Origin of the sequence: Streptosporangium sp. NPDC051023 (assembly GCF_040689595.1) — a bacterium.
Lineage (GTDB): Bacteria > Actinomycetota > Actinomycetes > Streptosporangiales > Streptosporangiaceae > Streptosporangium.
In genome coordinates, this window is the sequence record NZ_JBFBCE010000094.1 from 16,625 (window position 1) to 35,650 (window position 19,026).

The window sequence follows — 19,026 nt, forward strand, 5'->3', positions numbered from 1 at the left end:
CGCCCTGGGGCAGGATGCTACCCATCTCTCAGCCCATATACGGCGTAACGAGACAAGCAAAGCGCGTCCCGCGCCAATCCGCTAGCCCTGCTCGGCGCTCGCGGAGGTGGTGATTTGCTTGCCTTCACGTCCGTCACGACGGGCCTTGATCAGGCTGGCCCCAACAGTGATCACCATGGTGACGCCGATGACCGACAGCGACAGCCAGATGGGCACCTCGGGCGCCCAGGACACGCCACTGGAATGCAGCGCCTCAGCAATCAGCTTAACCCCGATGAAGGCGAGGATGAACGCGAGCCCGTAGCTGAGATAGGCCAGCCGCTGCAGCAGATCGCCCAGCAGGAAGTAGAGCTGACGCAGGCCCATCAGGGCGAACGCGTTGGCGGTGAAGACGATGAAGGCGTCGGTCGTCAGGCCGAAGATGGCCGGAATCGAGTCGAGCGCGAACAGCAGGTCCGTGGTGCCGATGGCGAGCATCACGATGAGCAGCGGGGTGACCATGCGCCTGCCGTCGATCTTGACGACGACCCGGGAACCCACGTAGTCGTCGGTGTGCGGCAGCACCTTGCGGGCCCAGCGCAGGACCGCGTTCTCCTTGACCTCCTCCTCGTCGTCCTGACCGTGCTGGCGGATCATCTGCACCGCGGTGTAGAGGAGGAACAGGCCGAAGACGTAGAACAGCCAGCTGAAGCTCGACAGCGCGGCGGCGCCGAGGGCGATGAAGCCGCCCCGCATGACCAGGGCCATCAGGATGCCGACCAGCAGCACCTTGTGCTGGTGGACCTTCGGCACCGCGAAACGGGTCATGATGACGTAGAAGACGAAAAGGTTGTCGACGCTCAAGCTGTATTCGGTCAGATAGCCCGCGAAGAACTGGCCCGCGGAAGTCGCCCCGGCGAAGATCCACAACACCACACCGAAGATCACCGCGAGCGTCACATAGAAACCGACCCAGAAACTGGCCTGCCGCGCGGAGAACTCCCGCGGCTCACCTCGATCGACGATCCAGAGGTCAAAGGCCAGAACGACCAGCAAACCACCAATGACGGCGATCCAAGCCCATACGGGAATAGTCACAACAAAACCTCCGGCGGCGCGTACGACTGACTGCCGGAGGTCTCTCCCGCCCGCGCTCAACCGAGCACGAACCGACAGCCCCGGGGGCCTCGTGGAGTGAGGCAACACCGTGATGACGAGACTGTCACGAAGGGATACTCCCCCCCTAACCAAGCCAGTATAGACGTGGGGCTTGGCTGCGCCTAATTCAACAGCCCGCCTCAGAGGGGTGTTCCCGTTCGCTCAGCCCATTTTCCGTGACCCCTTCGGCAGGCCGTCGTAGACGGCCAGCACGGCCTCCAGCGCCTGCTCCGCGTCGGGCAGCTCCCGGCCCCGCCGTATGGCTGCCTCCCCCAAGGCCGCGGCGAGGTGGTCGTCGACGAGCACCCTTCCCACCGCGTCACGCATGGCGGCGACGTCCCCGTACGGCACCAGCAGCCCGGCATCCCCCACCATCGGCGGGATCCCACCGACCGCGGTGGCGATCACCGGCGTGCCCGCCCGCAGGGCCTCCTGCACGACGAGCGGCTGTCCCTCCCACCGGCTGGGTACCACCAGAGCCCTGGCGATCCCGAGCAGGTCCCCGATGTCGTCCCGGTTTCCGAGGAGCCGCACGGGGAGGTTCTCGCGGTCGACGCGTTCCCGCAGCGGGCCGCGTAGTGGCCCCTCCCCCGCGATCAGGAACACCGGCTCCCGTGAGGGATCCCCCTCTCCCGAGCCGGAACCGGGGCCGAAGGCGGCCGCGACGTCCAGGAGGGTCTCCAGCCCCTTCTGCTGGGCGAGCCTGGCGACCGTCAGGAGAACGGGCCGCCCGCCCGTGCCCAGCTCCGCCTCAAGCTCCCCCGCGTCGCGTCCGGAGGAGGACAGGGCGGGGGCCGGAACGACGGCGGCCTCGACGTGCCGGGCGCCCAGCCGGGTCATCCGCTCTCCCAGATCCGGCGAGACCACCAGAACCCGGTCCGCGCGGCGGGCGACGATCCGTTCGAGCAGGCCGTGGATCGCGCCGATCGCCCCGCCCGCAGTCGCGGCGTTGTGCAAGGTCACGACCAGGCCGGTGCGGGTCCCCGTCAGCGCCAGCGCGGCCAGCGCTCCGGCCCGCAGCCCGTGAGCGTGCACGGCGTGCGCCTCCCGCAGCGCCCGCAGCGCCAGCACCGCCCGCAGATCGTTCAGCGGGCGCGGCCTGTCGGAGATCGACACGGGCACGAACCGGGCCCCGAGCCGCCCGAACCCGAAAGCCTCCTCGGTGTTCGACGGCCCCGCGACGATCACTCCGCGCCCCTGGCCGGCCAGACCTCCGGCCAGCATCGCCACATGCCGTCCCACACCGCCCGCACTGGTTCCCAGGACCAGCGCGACCCGCGTCGTCGTCGGCGTCGTCGGATCAGCCATCGGCAGGACTCCCTTCCGAAGAGGACACCCGTCCGAACCGCGCCAGCAGCATCCGGGCATCCGGTCTATCGATCACCGCGGCCACGGCCGCGAACGCCGCCGAACCCGCGACCGCCGCTCCCAGCCCGACCGGAACGCACATCCACCTGGACACGTCCTGGAAGACCGTGACGACGGCCAGGCCGGCCGCGCAGGCCGCCGCGCCGCCGATGAGCGCGGCGAGCAGGCCGCGCCAGGTTCCGCGCAGCGCTGCCGTTCCCCTGGCCCTCAGCACGGCGAGCACCAGCAGCAGCCCGCCGATTGTCATACCGACGGTGCTGCCCAGTGCCAGCCGCCCGACCACGTCCACCTGCTCGCCCGCGGTGCGGGCCAGCAGGATCTGGGCCACCAATGCGACGGTCCATCCCGTGACGGAGGCGACGGCGGCCGACCTGCCCCGGCCGCAGGCGTACAGGACGCGGGCCAGGTGAAACATCAACGCGTATCCCACCAGGCCCGGCGCGAACAGGGCGACGGCCTTCGCCATCTCCGCGGGGTTCCCTCCCGGCGTGCCCTGGACGAACACCCGGGACACAGGCACGGCGACGGCCGCCATCACCCCGGCGGCGAGCCCGGTCACCAGCAGGATGACCCGGGTGGTCGAGGAGGTAAGACGGTCGAACCCGGCCAGGTCCCCGTCGCTCGCTCGGGTGGACAGCACCGGAAACGAGCTGGTGGCGACCGGCACCACGAGCACGGCGAAGGGAAGCTGGTACAGCGCCCAGGCATAGGTGTATATGCCCGTCGCCCCCGCCCCGCCCAACTCGTTGGCCAGCCGGACCACCACGGTCAGCGCGATCTGCTGCGCGATGAGCACGGCGATGCCCGCGGTCGCGAGCCGCCTGGCACGGACGGCGACCCCCGGCGGGAAGGACAACGAGGGCCGCAGCCGCAGCCGCAGCCGGGCGACCGGGCCGATCACCGTGAGCACCATCGCGGCGGCGGCAATCGTCGCGCCGAGGGAGAGCGTCAGCTGTCCCGCCGTGGTGAGGGCCGACAGGTCGTCCGCCGCCTCACCGCCGATCGGCTTGAAAACCAGATAGGAGGCGACGATGAGCAGGCTGGAGACCAGCGGCGCCAGGGCAGGGCCCAGGAAACGCCGGTGCGCCTGGAGCACGCCGTACAGGATGACGGCGAGCCCGAAAAAGATCATCCGAGGGGCGAAGACGACGAGCATGTCCGTGCCGACCTCGACGACCCGCGTCACGTCGCAGTCGCCGACGTCACCGACCAGCAGGGTGACGATCGGCCTCGCGAACGCGGCGATGAGCAGTGTCAGCGGGACCAGGGCGAGCAGCACCCAGGTCAGCAGCGCCGACGTGGTCCTGCCAACCTCGGCCCTGGCATCGGGGTCGGTTCCGGACCTTGACGCGGCCGAGGCCAGGACCGGCACCACGGTGCCGGCGAGTGCGCCCCCCGCGACCAGCTCGAAGACGATGTTGGGGACGTAGTTGGCGGTGTTGTACGCGGTGCTCAGGCAGAGGTTGCCGACGGTCTGAGACTGGACGAGATAGCGGCCGAACCCTACGATCCGGGCTGCAGCGGTCACGATCCCGATGAGGAGCGCCGCCCCGGCGACCCCCTGCCCGATCTTCCTGATCATCAGTCGGCAGGTGCCTGCTCCACGGGACGGCGGCCGAGCATGTCGATGCGGTTGAGCACCGGGTTGGCGGCGATGACCTTGGTGAAGCTGACCCGCTCTGAGGCGGCGGTCAGCGCGACCACGGTGCCGAGCACGGCGAGGCGCCCCGGCCTGCCGAGGGTGAGGGTGGCCGCCAGGCCGATGAGCGCGCCCAGGGCGTTCGCCCCCGCATCGCCCAGCATCGCCCGCTCACCGAGGTCCTCGGGCAGCAGCGCGACTGCGGCGCCGACGGGCAGCGCGGTCAGGGCGGCGGAGACCGGGTCCCGGCGGCGCAGCCCAGCCGCGAGCAGGGGGGTGCCCGCCAGCAGGCCGACCTTGATGGCCCGGCCGGGACGCAGGTCGAACAGGTTGGCCAGGTTGGCGGCGCCCGCGATGAGCGCACCGTCGACCACGACGTCCGCGGGACCCCGCGAGGTCAGGGCGGCGGCGGTGAGGCCCGTCACGCCGATGCCGAGGATCTTCACGGCGCCGCTGGTGACCTCACCCTTCGCCAGGGCGTTCAGATGTCCCCTGAAGCCCTTCGAAGACGTCGCGCCGTACAGGTCGTCGTAGGCCCCGAGGCCTCCGCTGCCGGCCACGGCCAGCAGGACGGCCGCACGGGTCCTGACGGGCAGGCCGGGAAGCACGGCCGCGGCCGCGGCGGTGCCCGCGACGAAGGCCGGTCCCTCCAGCAGGGTGATCGGCTCTCCCCTGTGGTTGGTCCTGGACCAGGTCTCCACGTCGCCGACCGGTGGTCTGCGGGTGAAGGCGGCGTAGGCTGCGCGGGCGGCCACCGCGCCGAGAACAGCGCCGGCCAGGGCTCCGAGAAGAGCGCGACGAGCCATGGGGGTCATCCTCCGGAGGTGGGCGTGGGGACGGGGGGCGCGCTGGGCTCGATACCCGAGACACCGGGGCCCATGCCGTACTGCCCCGAAGCGCCGGACAGTTGCTCTCGCAGAGCGTAGACCACCACGACCCTGCCCGCGGGCATATCGGCGTTGTCGACGGTTGAGACCTTCTCCGCCGCGAGGGTGTCCTCGCGCAGCGCGGCGATGGTCCCGCCCGCGGCACTGCTGGTCAGAGGTCCGGCCAGCACGGTTCCCCGGCCTGCCTCGTCGAGACCGGTGGCCATCGAGACGACCGCGCCCGCCTGCGAGACGGCGGCGTCACCGGTGTACGGCTCGGCGGGAGCGATCAGCACGGCCAGGTCGGCGCGTTTGGCGGGCTGCTCGGTGAAGCTGATGAGACCGCCGCGCTGGAAGGCCTCGAGGACCCCGGCCGCGATCGGGTTCGTCTTGCCCACCTGGGCAGGGTCACCGGTCACGATCGCGCCCGCGAGCACCGCGGCCGCCTTGTCATAGGGCGTGTCCTCCGTGGCGAAGGTCATGTCGACCGGCTTGGCGTCGGTGGCCAGCTTGTCGACAAGGATCGACTGGGTCGCGTCGACGTACTTGTCGGTGAGGGTGACTCGGCCGCTCACGGTGGCCCCGGACGAGGTGATCACCTGCTGCACCGCCTCGCGCATGCTCACCGAGCTGCCCGGGACCTCCACGATGACGACGCGCTCGCCCGCGAGCGCGTCACGCACGAGCCTGGGGGTGTCGGCCGTGACGAAGGCGTCGTTGGTCGCGTTCTGGCCCTGCACCCTCTTCAGCTCCGCGCGCAGCTCGTTGTTGCTCAGCCTGAGCTGGTTGGCGAGGGTCTCCGCCGTGTCGATGGCCGGTTCCTTCAGCAGGGTCGTGCCGAGCACGATGCCGACGGAGAGGGCGAGGAAGATCGCGACTATGGAGACGAGGTGATAACGGAAATCGATCACGAGAAGAGTCCGACCAACCAGAATATGAAGCCGTTCCAGACGTCGCGGACGCTGTCGAGCCAGATCTTGCCCACCGGGGAGACGATGATGGCCAGCCCCATGGTGATCAGCGTGGTGGCGACGAGCAGGAGCAGAGACGGAGTTGAGATCCGGCTGCGGTAGAGCCGGCTGACGCCCTTCGCGTCGATGAGCTTGCTCCCGACCCGCAGGCGGGTGAGGAAGGTGCTGGCCATGCCGGAACGGCCCTTGTCGAGGAACTCGACCAGCGTCGCGTGGGTGCCGACCGCGACGATCAGGTCGGCGCCCTTGTCGTCGGCGAGCAGCATGGCGATGTCCTCGCTGGTGCCGATGGCGGGGAAGACCACGGCGCTGTGGCCGAGCTGCTGGACCCGTTCGAGGCCCGGTGCCCTGCCGTCCCGGTAGGCGTGCACGACCAGCTCTGCACCGCAGGTCAGGGCCTTCGCCGAGACGGAATCGAAGTCTCCGACGATGACGTCGGGCACGTAGCCCGCCTCCATGAGCGCGTCCGCGCCGCCGTCGACCCCGATCATGACCGGGCGGTACTCCCGGATGTAGGGGCGCAGGGCAGCGATGTCCTCCTTGTAGTGGTAGCCGCGCACCACGATGAGGACGTGCCGCCCCTCCATGACGGTCCCGATGTCGGGGACCCCGACCCCGTCGATGAGAAGGTCCCGCTCACGCTTGACGTACTCCATGGTGTTGGCCGCGAACGCCTCGATCTGGACGGTCAGCCCGGCCCGCGCCTCGACCATCGCGGCCTCGACCGACTCGACCGTCTGCACATCGCCCTTGGCGACCGTCTCGTCATCGAGATAGACGACGCCCTCGTGCACCCTGACCAGGTCGCCGTCCTTGATCCGGTCGAAGACCTCGGCGGTGGCGCTGTCGACGAACGTCACGCCCGCCTCGACGAGGATCTGCGGGCCCAGGTTGGGGTAACGGCCGCTGATGCCCGCCGCGACGTTGACCACGGCCGCCGCGCCGCACGCGACAAGCGCCTCCGCGCTCACCCGGTCAACGTCGACGTGATCGATAATCGCGATTTCCCCGGCCCTGAGGCGCTTGGTCAGCCTCTTGGTCCGCCGATCGATTCTCGCCACTGCCGTCACCCCGGGAAGGTCCGTGACCTTCCTGCGGCGGAGGTAACCGTTGAGCCTACGTTGAAGCTCGTCCGTCGGCACCTTCATCACGACCATCCTGCCAGAGGGAAAGAGCAGCCGAGCCATGTGGTTGACGGCGTGTCAGATTCGTCACTGAAGATCCCCACGCGGCCCTCGCTCCCCCGAGCTATCCAAAACGGTCCTTGTTATTCCTTCTCATCCGCCGACGGCGACCGCTCATCCGCCGGTGACGGCCGCGGCCGCGCCCCGCCGGCGACGCCACCCTCTCACGCTCCGCGGGGCAGGGTGGCCGCTTCGCGCACCGTTCTCCACGCCGGTCCCTCACGGCCCTCGGTTTCGCGGCTGTTCTCAAAGGGCCTTCGCCGATGCCCTCTCCAGACGCCCCGGCCTCGCCTCTGCCGTCCCTCACGTTTCTCAGGCATCCTCCGCCACGCCTCAGACGCCCCTCACGTCCTTTTCTCGCGACGATCGTCTCGTGGGTCCCGCCCGCGGCGTCAGCCTCTCACGCACCAGGGGCCCGGGATGTCCGTCACGCCTTGTCGGCGGCGGCGATCGCCAGCAGCTCCTCCGCGTGCGCCCTGCCCAGCTCGGAGTCCTCCAGCCCGGCGAGCATACGGGAGAGTTCACGCGCCCTGCCGCCCTTGTCGAGGGCGAGCACGCCGCTGCGCACCACGCTGCCGTCGCTCGCCTTCTCCACGACGAGATGCTGGTCGGCGAAGGCCGCCACCTGGGGCAGATGAGTGACGACAATCACCTGGGCGGTGCGCGCGAGACGCGCGAGCCTGCGGCCGATCTCCACCGCCGCCTTACCTCCGACGCCCGCGTCGACCTCGTCGAAGACGAAGGTGGGAACCGGGTCGGCACCGGCGAAGACGACCTCGATGGCGAGCATGACCCGGCTCAGCTCGCCTCCCGACGCTCCCTTGTTCAGCGGCAGCGGCGGCGAGGCGGGGTGCGGGGACATACGCAGCTCCACCTCGTCGATCCCGTGGGGGCCGAAGGCGTCGGCGGCCGAGAGTGTGACGATCACCCTGGCGTGCGGCATGGCCAGCGCGGTGAGCTCCTCGGTGACGGCCTGTCCGAAGCGCTCGGCCGCGGCGCTCCTGACCCGGGTCAGCTCGGCGGCCAGCTCGGTGAGGCGTCCCGTGAGCTCCTCATGCTCGCGGGCGAGGTCGCCGATCCGTTCGTCGTCACCGTCCAGCTCGGCGACGCGCAGCGCGGCCTGCTCGGCCCATGCGAGCACGACGCCGGTGTCCTCGCCGTACTTGCGGATGAGGTGGTTGAGCACGGCCTGGCGCTCCTGCACGATCGCCAGCCGCATCGGGTCGGCCTCGACCGACTCGGCGTAAGCGGCCAGCTCGGTGGCCACATCGGAGATGAGGTACCCCGCCTCGGCGAGCCGGTCGGCGATCCCGGCCAGCATCGGGTCGAAGTCGCGCACCGCCTCAACGGCGCTGCGCGCCTGGCCGACCAGCGTGACGGCGTCCTGCAGCTCCTGCTCGCCGGACATCGGATCGCCGAGCAACGCCCTGTGCGCGGTCTCCGCCGCGCTCCTGAGGGAGTCGGCGTGCGAGAGCCGTTCCTCCTCCTCGCGCAGCTCGGTCTCCTCCCCTCGCCTGGGGTCGGCCTGCTCGACCTCCTGGAGCCCGAACCTGAGCAGGTCCGCCTCCTGAGCACGCTCCTTGGCCCTGGCGGTGAGCTCGGCCAGCTGGTCGGCGGCCTGCTTGTGCCGCTTGTATGTCTGCTCGTAGGAACGCAGCGGCTTGACCAGCTCCTCACCCGCGTAACGGTCGAGGGCGGCGCGCTGGCGCCCGGGCTGAAGCAGCCGCTGCTGGTCCATCTGGCCGTGCACGGCGACCAGATCCTCGGCCAGATAGGTGAGGGTGCCGACGGGGACGGTACGCCCGCCGAGCCAGGCCCGGCTGCGGCCCTCGGCCGAGACGGTGCGCGAGATGATCAGCTCGCCGTCCTCGACCTCACCGCCCACATCCTGCACCTGCTGGGCCACCCGGCCCGCCGGATCGACCACGAGGGTGCCTTCGACGGATGCCTTGTCCGATCCGGGACGGACGCGGGCCGGATCGGCCCTGCCGCCGAACAGCAGCCCCAGACCGGTCACAACCATGGTCTTACCCGCGCCGGTTTCCCCCGTGAGCACGGTGAATCCCGGCGAGAGCACCAGGACGGCCTCGTCGATCACACCGAGCCCTTGGATGCGGACCTCCTCGACCCTGGGTCGCACTGGTCCCTCCCGTCACATCGAATTCACCGAACATCAGTGCGGTGCGCGGGCACGATCCTACGCGTTCGGGACGGCGATCGCCCGGACGGTCTAGGGTCGCGTCCGGCCACGCCACCCTTGAACGGGGAGATCGAACTTGGCGACCAGCCGGTCAGTGAACGGCGCCCCGGTGTCCTCGACCCCGTGCAGCCGCGCGAGCCGTACGGGGAGCTCCGCCCTGCGGACCTCGACACGCGTTCCCGCGGGCAGGTCGAACCTGCGGCGCCCGTCGCACCACAGCACCGCCCCCGCCGTCGCGGGCTGGACCTCGAGCGCCAGGGCCGAGCGGGGAGAGACGACCAGCGGCCTGGCGAACAGCGCGTGAGCGCTGATCGGCACCAGCAGCATCGCCTCGACCTCGGGCCACACCACGGGGCCGCCCGCCGAGAAGGCGTAGGCGGTCGAGCCCGTCGGCGTGGCGCAGATGACCCCGTCACACCCCCAGCGCGACAGCGGCCGGCCGTCGATCTCGGCGACCACCTCGAGCATCCGCTCGCGCTTCTCCACCGTCGCCTCGTTGAGCGCCCACGTGTCGGCCAGCAATTGCCCGTTGAGGCGGGCGGTGACCTCGATGGTCATCCGCTCCTCCACGTCGTAGCGGCCCCGCACCACGGAGTCGACGGCGTCCGCGAGGTCCTCGACCTCCGCCTCGGCCAGGAAGCCGACGTGCCCGAGGTTGACACCGAGCAGCGGGACACCCGCCGGGCGGGCGAGCTCCGCGGCCCGCAGAAGGCTGCCATCGCCGCCCAGGACGATCATCATCTCGGCGTCGTGCACCGCCGCCTCGCTCGCGGGCATCACGTCGGCGCCCGTACATGCGATCGACTCGGCCTCGGCTCGCAGAACGCGGACGGTCAGCCCGGCGTCGACCAGCCTGCCGATCACCAGGCGGGCGCTGTCGACGGCCGCTCCCCGCCCGGTGTGGGCGGTGACCAGCACGGTGCGCTTGGCAGTCATTTTCCACTCTTTCGGGAGGTAGGCACTACTGAGGACCCTCCGCGACCGCGCGACCGATCTCGGCCGCGAGGTCCTCGACCGGCGGCGCGCCCTCTCCCTTGCCCAGCCAGATGACGTACTCGACGTTGCCCGACGGACCCGGCAGCGGACTCGCGGTGACGCCCCGCACGGTCAGGCCGAGCGTCTGCGCGGCCTCAGCCACATCCTGTACGGCCTGGGCCCGTAGTGCGGGGTCCCTGACGACCCCGCCCGCGCCCACGCGTTCCCTGCCGACCTCGAATTGGGGCTTGACCAGCATCGCGAAGTCCGCCCGCTCCGCGGCGCACACGGCCAGGGCAGGCAGCACCAGGCGCAGCGAGATGAACGACAGGTCTCCGACGACCAGCGTGGGCGGCTGCCCGACCATCTCGGGTGTCAGATCCCTGACGTTGACCCGCTCCATGACGGTGACCCGCTCGTCAGTCCGCAGCGACCAGGCGAGCTGGCCGTACCCGACGTCGACGGCGAGCACGTGCGCCGCGTCGTTGCGCAACAGCACGTCGGTGAAACCTCCGGTCGAGGCTCCCGCGTCCAGGCAGCGGCGTCCGGCGACGGTCAGGCCCAGGGGGCCGAAGACCTCAAGGGCGCCGAGGAGCTTATGCGCACCCCTGGAGACGTAGTCGGGTCCCTCCGCTGCCTCGGCGACCACGATCGCGGAGGAGGTCTCCACCTGGGTCGCGGGCTTGCCCGCGGTTCTGCCGCCGACGGTGACCCGGCCCGCCTCGATGAGTTGTGCCGCCTGTTCCCGGGACCGGGCGAGGCCCCGGCGCACCAGCTCGCTGTCGAGACGCGCGCGCCGGCTCACCGGTGCTGGTCCGCGGTGCCGTCCACCGAGGCGAGCGCCTGCTCGAGGCCGGTGAACACCTCCTCGAACACACCCGCGTGCGCCGAGACAGGCATCGCGCTCAGCCGGGCGAGGCCGCCCAGCGCGGCGTCGACCCGCTCCTCGCCGATCTCCTCCGGCAGGTCCGTCATACGCCCCCTCCGGAGCTGCTCTTCGCCGACTTGGTGGTCGCACGGGAGCGCGGCACGCGAGCCGCCCCGCCCGTTGACGCCTTGACCGTATCGGAAGCCGCGGCACTCGTCGCCTTGGCGGCCCCGCCCGTGCCCACGGCCGTCCCGGCGTCCGCGAGGAAAGGCTCCCCGGCCGTCCCGCCGCACCGGGCGCTGATCCAGCGCGGACCGGTTTTCGGGTAGGCGGGGAATTCGCGAACTACCGAACATGCCTCGCTCGTTGTCACCTCGATGGGACCGGTAGCCGCCTGCGCATATCCTCGCATTACCCCGAACACCGTGGCAGAAGCCCCCTTCTCCGGCATCTCCGCGTGCTGGATCACATGCTGTGTTCATGTGGAACGCTACCGTCCGTAGAGACAAGGGTTTCGGGCCGCTCCGAACAGCAGGGCCCGGGCAGAAGGGAGCGCCAAGCGATGGCGACCGTCGACGAGTGCCGGGTGGCACTGCGCAAACTCGGCGAGCAGTTCGACGAACTCGACAAGGAGAGTCGCGCCAGGCACGTGGTCGAACGCAGCATCAGCTGTCACGTCAGCGACCTGGGCGTCACCTTCTACGGCCGCATCCATCACGGGGGGCTCGGTCCCTTTGACGACCTGCCCCCGGCCGACGGCAGGGCCGCCAACGTGAAGCTGACCATCGGCAGCGACGACCTGATCGCCCTGGTCAACGGCGAGCTGGACATGGGACGCGCGGTGTTCGGCGGCCGGGTCAAGGTCGACGCCAGCTTCGGCGACCTGCTGCGCCTGCGCAAGCTTCTTTGACATCGCACCGCCGCCACCCCGGCGGCGGTGCGCCATCCGAGGCCGGGAAACCGGCCTCACCCGGACAGGGGCACCCGGCCCGAAAGCGAGGAGCCGAGAGCGGCCTTCACCGAGTCCTCGTCCGCCCGGCCCTCACCTGCCGCCTCCCATGCCGCCGCGCAGGCCGCCCTGAGCCCGTCGACGGGGTCTCCTGCCCCTTCGAGACGGAGACGGCCCTCCTCCCAGCGTGCGATCCATCCCTCGCAGACCCAGCCGCCCTCTCCTCGCCGTGTCCGGGAGTAGGGCAGGTGCAGCGCCGACAGATCCGCGGCGACGTACGTTGGCCGGTGCCGGGGCGAGGCGGTCAGCAGGTCCAGGGGGGTCGCGACGCCCGTCAGCACGAGCAGGCTGTCCACTCCCGCGTTGGTGGCCCCCTCGATGTCGGTGTCAAGGCGGTCGCCGACGATCAGCGGACGCTTCGAACCGGTCCGCAGCATCGACTCCCGGTGCAGCGGCGGTTCCGGCTTTCCCGCGACGATCGGCTCGACCCCGGTCGCCGTGGCGATCACCCGGGTCATCGCGCCGTTGCCCGGGAGCTCCCCCCGCCCCGTCGGCATGGTCGAGTCCGCGTTCGCGGCAACGAACAAGGCTCCCTGCCGTACGGCCAGCGCCCCCTCGGACAGCAGGCCGTAGGAGAGGCTGGGAGCTATCCCCTGAACCACGGCCACCGGGTCGTCCATGGCGGTGCTGACCGGGCGCAGGCCGTGGGCGCGCAGGGCGCTCCGCAGCCCCATCCCTCCGACGACCAGCACGGCGGCGCCCGGCTCGACCCGTTCGGCCACCAGCCTCGCGGCGGCCTGGGCGGAGGTGACCACGTCGCCGGGGGAGGCGGGAGCGCCGAGCGCGCTCAGGTGCTGGGCGATCGCACCGGGGGTGCGCGAGGCGTTGTTGGTGACGTAGGCGAGCCGCACACCGCGTTCCACCGCCTGCCGCAACGCCTCGGGAGCCCCCGGTACGGCGTCGCGACCGAGGTACACCACCCCATCGAGGTCGAGGAGAAGGGTGTCATATGGGTCGATCAGCGTCTGTGTGTCCACCCGCCCATTCCATCACCCGCAAGGATCACATCCGGCGAGCGCGTAACGTCGCCCGGACGCTTCTCAACGCCGACACGTAGTGCCGCTGGTCAGGACGCATGGCAGCGGCGATCGCCAGGGGTTCCTGCGCTCCCTCCATGTCACCGGTCCGCCACAGGGCAAGGCCCAGCCCGAAATAGGCGTAATCTTCCGCCGGATTGGCGCCGATGATCCACCGGAAACTGTCGGCGGCATCGGCATACTGCCTGGAGTTGAACTGGGCACGGGCGAGCGCCTCGCGGATGCTCCGCGACTCCGGCTCGGCACCGGCGGCGCGTTCCAGCAGCGCGGCGGCAGCGGCCGGGCTGCCTTCGCCCAGCAGCTTCATTCCTCGTTGAAACCATTCGTAGACGTCCCCGACCGGAGCGCCCGTCTCGGGGTTGGGGGAATCAGACGGACCGCTACGTCCTTGGACCATACGTGAGGCCTCCTTCATCGACAGACGACAGATCTGACCGATGCCCTGACGGACCGGGGCGCCGCCGCGCCATCGAGGCGACCCCTGGACGTTTCAGGCCTTTATGGCAGCATGCCCTATATGGCGAATCCTGAACTGCCGATACCCGACGGGCTCGTGCTTCGCCCGTTCCGCGGCGTACGGTTCGCGGTCGACAATCCGGCCGAGGTGACCTCCCCCCCTTACGATCTCATCGAAGAAACCAGCGTGCGGGAACTGCTCGACTCACATCCCAACAACGTGGTGCGTCTCATCCTTCCCGGAGCTGACCGTCATCGGTACGCCGAGGCTCGGCAGATCCTGGACACCTGGCTCTCCTCCGGGGTGCTGGTCGCCGACGAGACACCCGCCCTCTACGTCTACGAGCAGGTAGGCCCCGGAGTCCTCCAGCGCGGGCTCATCGGTGACGTGGGCCTGGCAGAGCCGGAGCAGCGTGTGATCCTGCCACACGAGGACGTGATGCCGGGGCCGGTCGCCGACCGGCTGGCCCTGATGCGCGTGACCGAGGCGAACCTGGAGCCGATCTTCCTGCTCTACGAGGGCGGAGGCGGCGCCGCGACCCGTCTCGTCGACCGGATCGCCGTCTCCCTGCCACCGCTGGTCGAAACCGAGACCCTCGACGGGGTCAGGCACCGGCTGTGGGCCGTCACCGACCCCGACGAGCTCGCCTCCATCAACGCCGATCTCCGCTCCCGCCAGGCCCTCATCGCGGACGGCCACCACCGCTACGCCACCTACCTGGCCCTCCAGCGTGAGCATCACGCCACGACCGGCGCGGAAACCCCACGCACGGACACACCCGGCTCGGACGTCGCTGCCACAGGCAGCTCACCCACCCCGGACACCCCGGACACACCGCACACGAACGTCTCAGGCATCGGAGCCTCCGCCGCGGGCAGCCGCCCTTCGAGTCCCTACACCCCGGAGACGGACACTCCACGCCCGGACACGGACACCCCACGCGTGGGCATCCTGACAGCGAACCTCCCGGCAACGGGCAACTCATCAAACCCAGGCGGCTCAGCCGCGAAAACCCTGAACCCAGCCGCCTCGAACCCAGCCGCCTCGAGCCCAGCGACCTCAGGCACGGGCGTTTCAGGCACAGGCGCCTCGGGCGTGAACGCGGACGGCCGGTCGGTGGAGCCCGGCCCCTGGGACTTCGGCCTGGCGCTTCTGGTGGATTCCACCTCCTATCCACCCAACCTACGGGCCATCCACCGAGTCATCCCGAAGCTGCCGCTGAAGGAGGCCCTAGCCAAGGCCAGGGGCGCCTGGCAGGTGCACGAGCACACCGACCTCACCGAAGGGTTGGCGGCCCTCGCGGAGGTCACGGGCCCCTCCTTTCTCCTGTCCGACGGAGGTCGAACACATCTGCTCACGGAACCGGACCCCGAGCAGCTCGAAAACGCCATGCCCGCCCACCGGTCCGCCCGATGGCGTGCGATGAATACCGCGGTCCTCTCCGAGTTCGTCCTGCCCAAGATCTGGGGACTCCGGGACGACGAGCAGTCGGTGCGCATCGTGCACCACGATCCCGCGACGGCCGTACAGCTCGCGCAGGAGTCCGGGGGAACCGCAGTGCTGCTCAATCCGCTGGCGGTCGACGACGTGCTCGCGATAGCGGCCCAGGAGGAGCGGGTGCCGCGTAAGTCCACCTCATTCGGCCCTAAGCCCCGCACGGGCCTAGTGATGCGCATGCTGACCCTTGAATGACAGTGCCTGCATTGACTGACGGCACCTGTGACTGACAGTGCCTGGGATCGACGGTGCCTGGGACCAACGACGTGCCCGCGGCCTTCGCGGTCTCGCGATGGAAGACAGACAGGAAGACGCGGGAGGAGACGCGAGCCGAGAGGAAACGCCTCTCGCCACTGCGTAACGCCCCCCTTCCTGTCACGGAGCGCCCGGTCTTCCCCTCAATGGCTGACCGGATGCTTTTCGTCAACGGCCGACCGATCGTCTCGCCCGGCCCTCGGAGACGGCACTCTCGCACCTTGTGGAAGGGACGTGGACGCGCTCGCTGCGAGGGCCGGAGCCTGCTCCGGGCCAAGGGTTGGGGCCTGCTCCGGGCCGAGGGCCGCTCCAGGCCCCTTCTCGTCTCCCTCATCCTCGTCACGGGCAGCCGCCGCCCTCTTCCCGTCTTCTCCGTCCTCCTCCCGGACGGCCAACGGCGTTTTCCCGCTTTCGGCGTCCTTCTCGGCGAGGGCGGTCTCCCCTTTCTCCGCGAAGGCGCTCTCCCCGGCAGGTGCCGCTTCCACCGGCAGAAGTGACCGAACCGCCCTCGGCACAACCGGAACGGGAGCAGCCCCCTCCTCGTCGGCCGGAACCGTGGCGGCCGGGCGCCCAAGGCGTCTCGCCGAACGGACCTCGACCTCGTAGCCCGACGACTTCGAGCCGTCGCTTCCCCACCATCGGCGGCGTAGCGAGCCGACCACCTCCACCATGTCGTCGGGAAGCCACTCAGCCGCGGTCACGGTGACCTCCGGCTCGAACGACGCGCACGGGATGGTGTCCACCCGGCCCCCGCGACCGCGTTGCTGCCGCCGGACGATCATCCGCCAGGTGCCGAGCGTGCTCCCGCTCTGCAGCGACCTGATGCGCACCGCCTCGGGCAGACGGCCAACCAGGGTGACCTCGTTGCGATCCATCGAATCCTCCTTCGATCTCTGCCGACCAGGAACGACTCTTTACGATGTGAGCTGTGCCGGAACGGCCCGAACGCCGTTCTGGGGATGCCCGTTCCAGTTCTGAGGTGGCCTGTGGACAACATCACCGCTCTCGGTGGAGAGGTCTATGAGATCGACACAAGGATGGCGGGATACTCCGGCATAACGGCCGGATATCTGATCCTCGGGGACCGGCCCTGCCTGGTTGAGACAGGAACCGCCACCTCCGCGCCCGTGGTGCGCGACGCCCTCTCCTCCCTCGGTGTCGGCCCACGCGATCTCGCGACGATCGTGGTGACGCACATCCATTTGGACCACGCAGGCGGGGTCGGGGACATCGCCGAGTTCTATCCGGAGGCGGAGATCGTGGTCCATGAGAAAGGGGCCAGACATCTCGCCGATCCTTCCCGGCTGATGGCCAGTGCCCGAATGGTCTGGGGCGACAAACTGGACGTCCTGTTCGGTGAGCTGTCCCCGACCGAACCCGCCCGGATCCGGGCACTCGGCGAGACAGGGGCCATCGATCTCGGCAACGGCCGCACGCTGAGCAGTCATTACTCTCCCGGGCACGCCAAGCACCACGTAGGGCTGATCGACTCGGGAACCGGTGACCTTTATGTCGGCGACGCGGCCGGGGTCTACCTTCCGCAGACGGGTGACCTGCGTCCTGCCACGCCTCCGCCGGACTTCGACCTGCAGACCGCTTTGGAGTCGATCGCCTTGTTCGAGGCGTTGGGCCCGCAGCGACTGCTGTTCAGCCACTACGGACCCGTCACCGAGGTGGAGGAAACCCTGGAACGCTCAGCCGAGGAACTACGTGTCTGGGTCGACCTGACCCGCCAGGCGCACTCGGCGGGGATGGATCTGGATCACGCGGTGGCGATGGTCAGAGAACGCACGCGGGAGCGGTACGCGGCGCTGAAGGCCGATGACGCGACCAGCGAGCAGTTCGAACTCCTCAGCGGCGCTCCGTCCAACGTGGCGGGCATCCTCCATTGGCTGGATCGCGTCCAGCCGTAGAGCGCCCTCCCGTCTCGGGTGAACCAGCGGGCTCACCCGTTCATGCGTTCACCCGAGACGGGGAGGGGACTACTTCTTCTTCTCCGTCCTGGCGACGCTCTCGTCCACGTCATCACTGTCGGTTTCCGAAGAATCGTCGAGAACGTCACCGAAGTCAGGCTCGATGAAGGCGGGGCCGACACCGGTCTCCGCCCTTTCCTCTGCCTTGTCCTGGATCTTCTCGTCGATCTCGTCGATCTCGTCGACGAGAAGATCCTCGTCCTCGGAGACGTCACCGATGGCGGGCTCAAGCTCGTCGAGGTCGTCCTCGGCCTCGATCTCGGCGTCGAGAACGGCGGCGTCGTCGATCCTCACGACCTCGTCATCGTCGAGATCCTCATCATCGTCCTCCCCGAAGACCGCGGCCTCGTCATCGACGATGTCCGGGTCCTCGAGGTCGTCGTCCTCGTCGTCGTCCTCTTCGAGGTCCTCGATAACCGCTCCGGTCAGCTCCGCATAGCGCTCGGCCGCGTCGGTCTCGCCGTCCTCGTCGAAGGCCATGGCGCGGCCGAACCACTCGGTGGCAGGACCTTCGTGGCCCGCGTCGGCCAGGGCATCCGCGTAGGCGAACGCCAGCCGGGCAGACCAGGGCTGCGGGCGCGTGTCACGCAGCTCGGGCAGGCGCTGGAGGGTGATGACCGCGGCGTCCTTCTGGTGAAGGTCCCGCCGGGCACCGGACTCCACGATGGCGAGTTCGATCTTGCCCACCCTGTCGAGACGCTCCGCCTCCTTCGAGCGGACCAGATCCAGTGCGCGTTCCGGACGGCCGAGGCCCCGCTCGCAGTCTGCCATGATCGGCAGGAAGGAGTCAGACCCCGTCATACGGCGGGCCGCGCGCAGATCGCTGAGCGCCTCGGCGAAGTGCCCCGCCCTGTAGGCGGCGATGCCGACAGCCTCCCGAATCACACCGATCCTGGCCGCGAAGCGGCGCGCCACCTTCGTATGCTCGTAGGCCTGCTCGGCGTTGTCCTCGCCAAGGGCCCTCTCCGCCGCCACGAGATGGCGAGAGATCAGGTCCGCGAGGTCAAGCGGGAGAGAGCGCAGCTCCTCCCTGACCTCCTTGTCGAGCTCCTCCGCGGTGATGTCCGGAGCGAGGGGGGGCAGTTCCTCGCGCTCCCTGACCGGAGCCTCACCGCGGTCGGCGGTCCCTTCGTGCCTGCTGTAGCGCGTGCGGGACCCCTCGCCTTCACCGCGGAACGCACCGCCTCGGTCGTCGGAGGAACGGCCGCCTCGGTCGTCGCGGTTGTAGGGAGGCCTACCACCGTCACGGTCACCGTAGGGACGACGCTCGCCACCACGGTTGTCGCGGTAACCACCACGGTCGTCACGATTGAACGGGGGACGCTCACCCCGATCACGAGAACCGTAAGAACCACCACCGGAACGCGGACCGTACTGACTACGGGACTGGTCACGGTCACCGTACGAACGACGCTCACCACCGGAACGGTCGTCACGGTTGTAGGGAGGCCTACCACCGTCACGGTCACCGTACGAGCGGCGCTCACCACCGGGACGGTCGTCACGATTGAACGGGGGACGCTCACCCCGATCACGAGAACCGTAAGAACCACCACCGGAACGCGGACCGTACTGACTACGGGACTGGTC

The 19,026-nt window shown here is 69.8% G+C and carries 18 protein-coding genes; 4 read left to right on the forward strand and 14 right to left on the reverse strand.

Features of this window, described 5'->3' with window-relative positions; genetic code table 11:
- Positions 1-81 precede the first annotated feature (81 nt).
- The 10 genes from AB0395_RS39895 to AB0395_RS39940 form a co-directional block, all read right to left on the reverse strand.
- Positions 82-1,077 (reverse strand): TerC family protein, encoded by a 996-nt coding sequence (locus AB0395_RS39895; protein ID WP_366290837.1) that lies wholly within the window; start codon positions 1,075-1,077, stop codon positions 82-84.
- A gap of 222 nt (positions 1,078-1,299) precedes the next feature.
- Complete coding sequence (locus AB0395_RS39900) at positions 1,300-2,445, reverse strand: glycosyltransferase family 4 protein (protein ID WP_366290786.1); 1,146 nt, start codon at positions 2,443-2,445, stop codon at positions 1,300-1,302.
- Entirely contained in the window at positions 2,438-4,087 is a 1,650-nt protein-coding gene (locus AB0395_RS39905) for a lipid II flippase MurJ (protein WP_366290788.1), read from the reverse strand. Before AB0395_RS39905 ends, AB0395_RS39900 begins: the two co-directional genes overlap by 8 nt.
- Positions 4,087-4,950, reverse strand: coding sequence for a hypothetical protein (locus AB0395_RS39910; protein ID WP_366290791.1), 864 nt, complete (start codon positions 4,948-4,950; stop codon positions 4,087-4,089). The genes AB0395_RS39905 and AB0395_RS39910 overlap by 1 nt, the downstream gene beginning before the upstream one ends.
- Before the next feature lie 5 nt (positions 4,951-4,955).
- Entirely contained in the window at positions 4,956-5,921 is a 966-nt protein-coding gene (locus tag AB0395_RS39915) for a copper transporter (protein ID WP_366290794.1), read from the reverse strand.
- Entirely contained in the window at positions 5,918-7,129 is a 1,212-nt protein-coding gene (gene steA, locus AB0395_RS39920) for a putative cytokinetic ring protein SteA (RefSeq protein ID WP_366290797.1), read from the reverse strand. Before steA ends, AB0395_RS39915 begins: the two co-directional genes overlap by 4 nt.
- A 463-nt stretch (positions 7,130-7,592) precedes the next feature.
- Positions 7,593-9,305 (reverse strand): DNA repair protein RecN, encoded by a 1,713-nt coding sequence (recN, locus tag AB0395_RS39925; protein WP_366290800.1) that lies wholly within the window; start codon positions 9,303-9,305, stop codon positions 7,593-7,595.
- Between the two features lie 90 nt (positions 9,306-9,395).
- Complete coding sequence (locus AB0395_RS39930) at positions 9,396-10,301, reverse strand: NAD kinase (protein ID WP_366290803.1); 906 nt, start codon at positions 10,299-10,301, stop codon at positions 9,396-9,398.
- Between the two features lie 25 nt (positions 10,302-10,326).
- On the reverse strand, positions 10,327-11,145 hold the full coding sequence (locus AB0395_RS39935) for a TlyA family RNA methyltransferase (protein ID WP_366290806.1): 819 nt from the start codon (positions 11,143-11,145) through the stop codon (positions 10,327-10,329).
- Positions 11,142-11,315: a hypothetical protein gene (locus AB0395_RS39940; protein WP_366290808.1), complete on the reverse strand. Its 174-nt coding sequence runs from the start codon at positions 11,313-11,315 to the stop codon at positions 11,142-11,144. Before AB0395_RS39940 ends, AB0395_RS39935 begins: the two co-directional genes overlap by 4 nt.
- A gap of 455 nt (positions 11,316-11,770) precedes the next feature.
- Between AB0395_RS39940 and AB0395_RS39945 the strand changes: the two genes are divergently transcribed.
- Positions 11,771-12,118 carry an SCP2 sterol-binding domain-containing protein gene (locus tag AB0395_RS39945; RefSeq protein ID WP_366290811.1) on the forward strand — a complete coding sequence of 116 codons (348 nt, stop codon included), beginning with the start codon at positions 11,771-11,773 and terminating at the stop codon, positions 12,116-12,118.
- 56 nt (positions 12,119-12,174) lie between these two features.
- Here AB0395_RS39945 and AB0395_RS39950 read toward each other — a convergent pair whose 3' ends face one another.
- Together AB0395_RS39950 and AB0395_RS39955 are read right to left on the reverse strand one after the other, a co-directional pair.
- A complete protein-coding gene (locus tag AB0395_RS39950) occupies positions 12,175-13,194 on the reverse strand; it encodes an HAD-IIA family hydrolase (RefSeq protein ID WP_366290814.1) in 1,020 nt (339 codons plus the stop codon).
- A 25-nt stretch (positions 13,195-13,219) separates the two neighbouring features.
- The gene (locus AB0395_RS39955; RefSeq protein WP_366290817.1) at positions 13,220-13,561 is read right to left on the reverse strand and encodes a tetratricopeptide repeat protein; all 342 of its coding nucleotides are present in this window, start codon (positions 13,559-13,561) and stop codon (positions 13,220-13,222) included.
- A 210-nt stretch (positions 13,562-13,771) separates the two neighbouring features.
- Between AB0395_RS39955 and AB0395_RS39960 the strand changes: the two genes are divergently transcribed.
- Positions 13,772-15,403 (forward strand): DUF1015 family protein, encoded by a 1,632-nt coding sequence (locus AB0395_RS39960; RefSeq protein WP_366290820.1) that lies wholly within the window; start codon positions 13,772-13,774, stop codon positions 15,401-15,403.
- 203 nt (positions 15,404-15,606) lie between these two features.
- Here the strand turns inward: AB0395_RS39960 and AB0395_RS39965 are convergent, their stop codons facing one another.
- Positions 15,607-16,338 carry a single-stranded DNA-binding protein gene (locus AB0395_RS39965; RefSeq protein ID WP_366290823.1) on the reverse strand — a complete coding sequence of 244 codons (732 nt, stop codon included), beginning with the start codon at positions 16,336-16,338 and terminating at the stop codon, positions 15,607-15,609.
- Between the two features lie 111 nt (positions 16,339-16,449).
- Between AB0395_RS39965 and AB0395_RS39970 the strand changes: the two genes are divergently transcribed.
- On the forward strand, positions 16,450-17,376 hold the full coding sequence (locus AB0395_RS39970) for an MBL fold metallo-hydrolase (RefSeq protein WP_366290826.1): 927 nt from the start codon (positions 16,450-16,452) through the stop codon (positions 17,374-17,376).
- A 69-nt stretch (positions 17,377-17,445) separates the two neighbouring features.
- Here AB0395_RS39970 and AB0395_RS39975 read toward each other — a convergent pair whose 3' ends face one another.
- Positions 17,446-18,411: a hypothetical protein gene (locus tag AB0395_RS39975; RefSeq protein ID WP_366290829.1), complete on the reverse strand. Its 966-nt coding sequence runs from the start codon at positions 18,409-18,411 to the stop codon at positions 17,446-17,448.
- A gap of 156 nt (positions 18,412-18,567) precedes the next feature.
- On the opposite strand from AB0395_RS39975, the gene AB0395_RS39980 reads away from it, so the two are divergent.
- Positions 18,568-19,026, forward strand: a 459-nt coding sequence (locus AB0395_RS39980) for a hypothetical protein (protein ID WP_366290832.1), incomplete at its 3' end; no start/stop codon positions are given.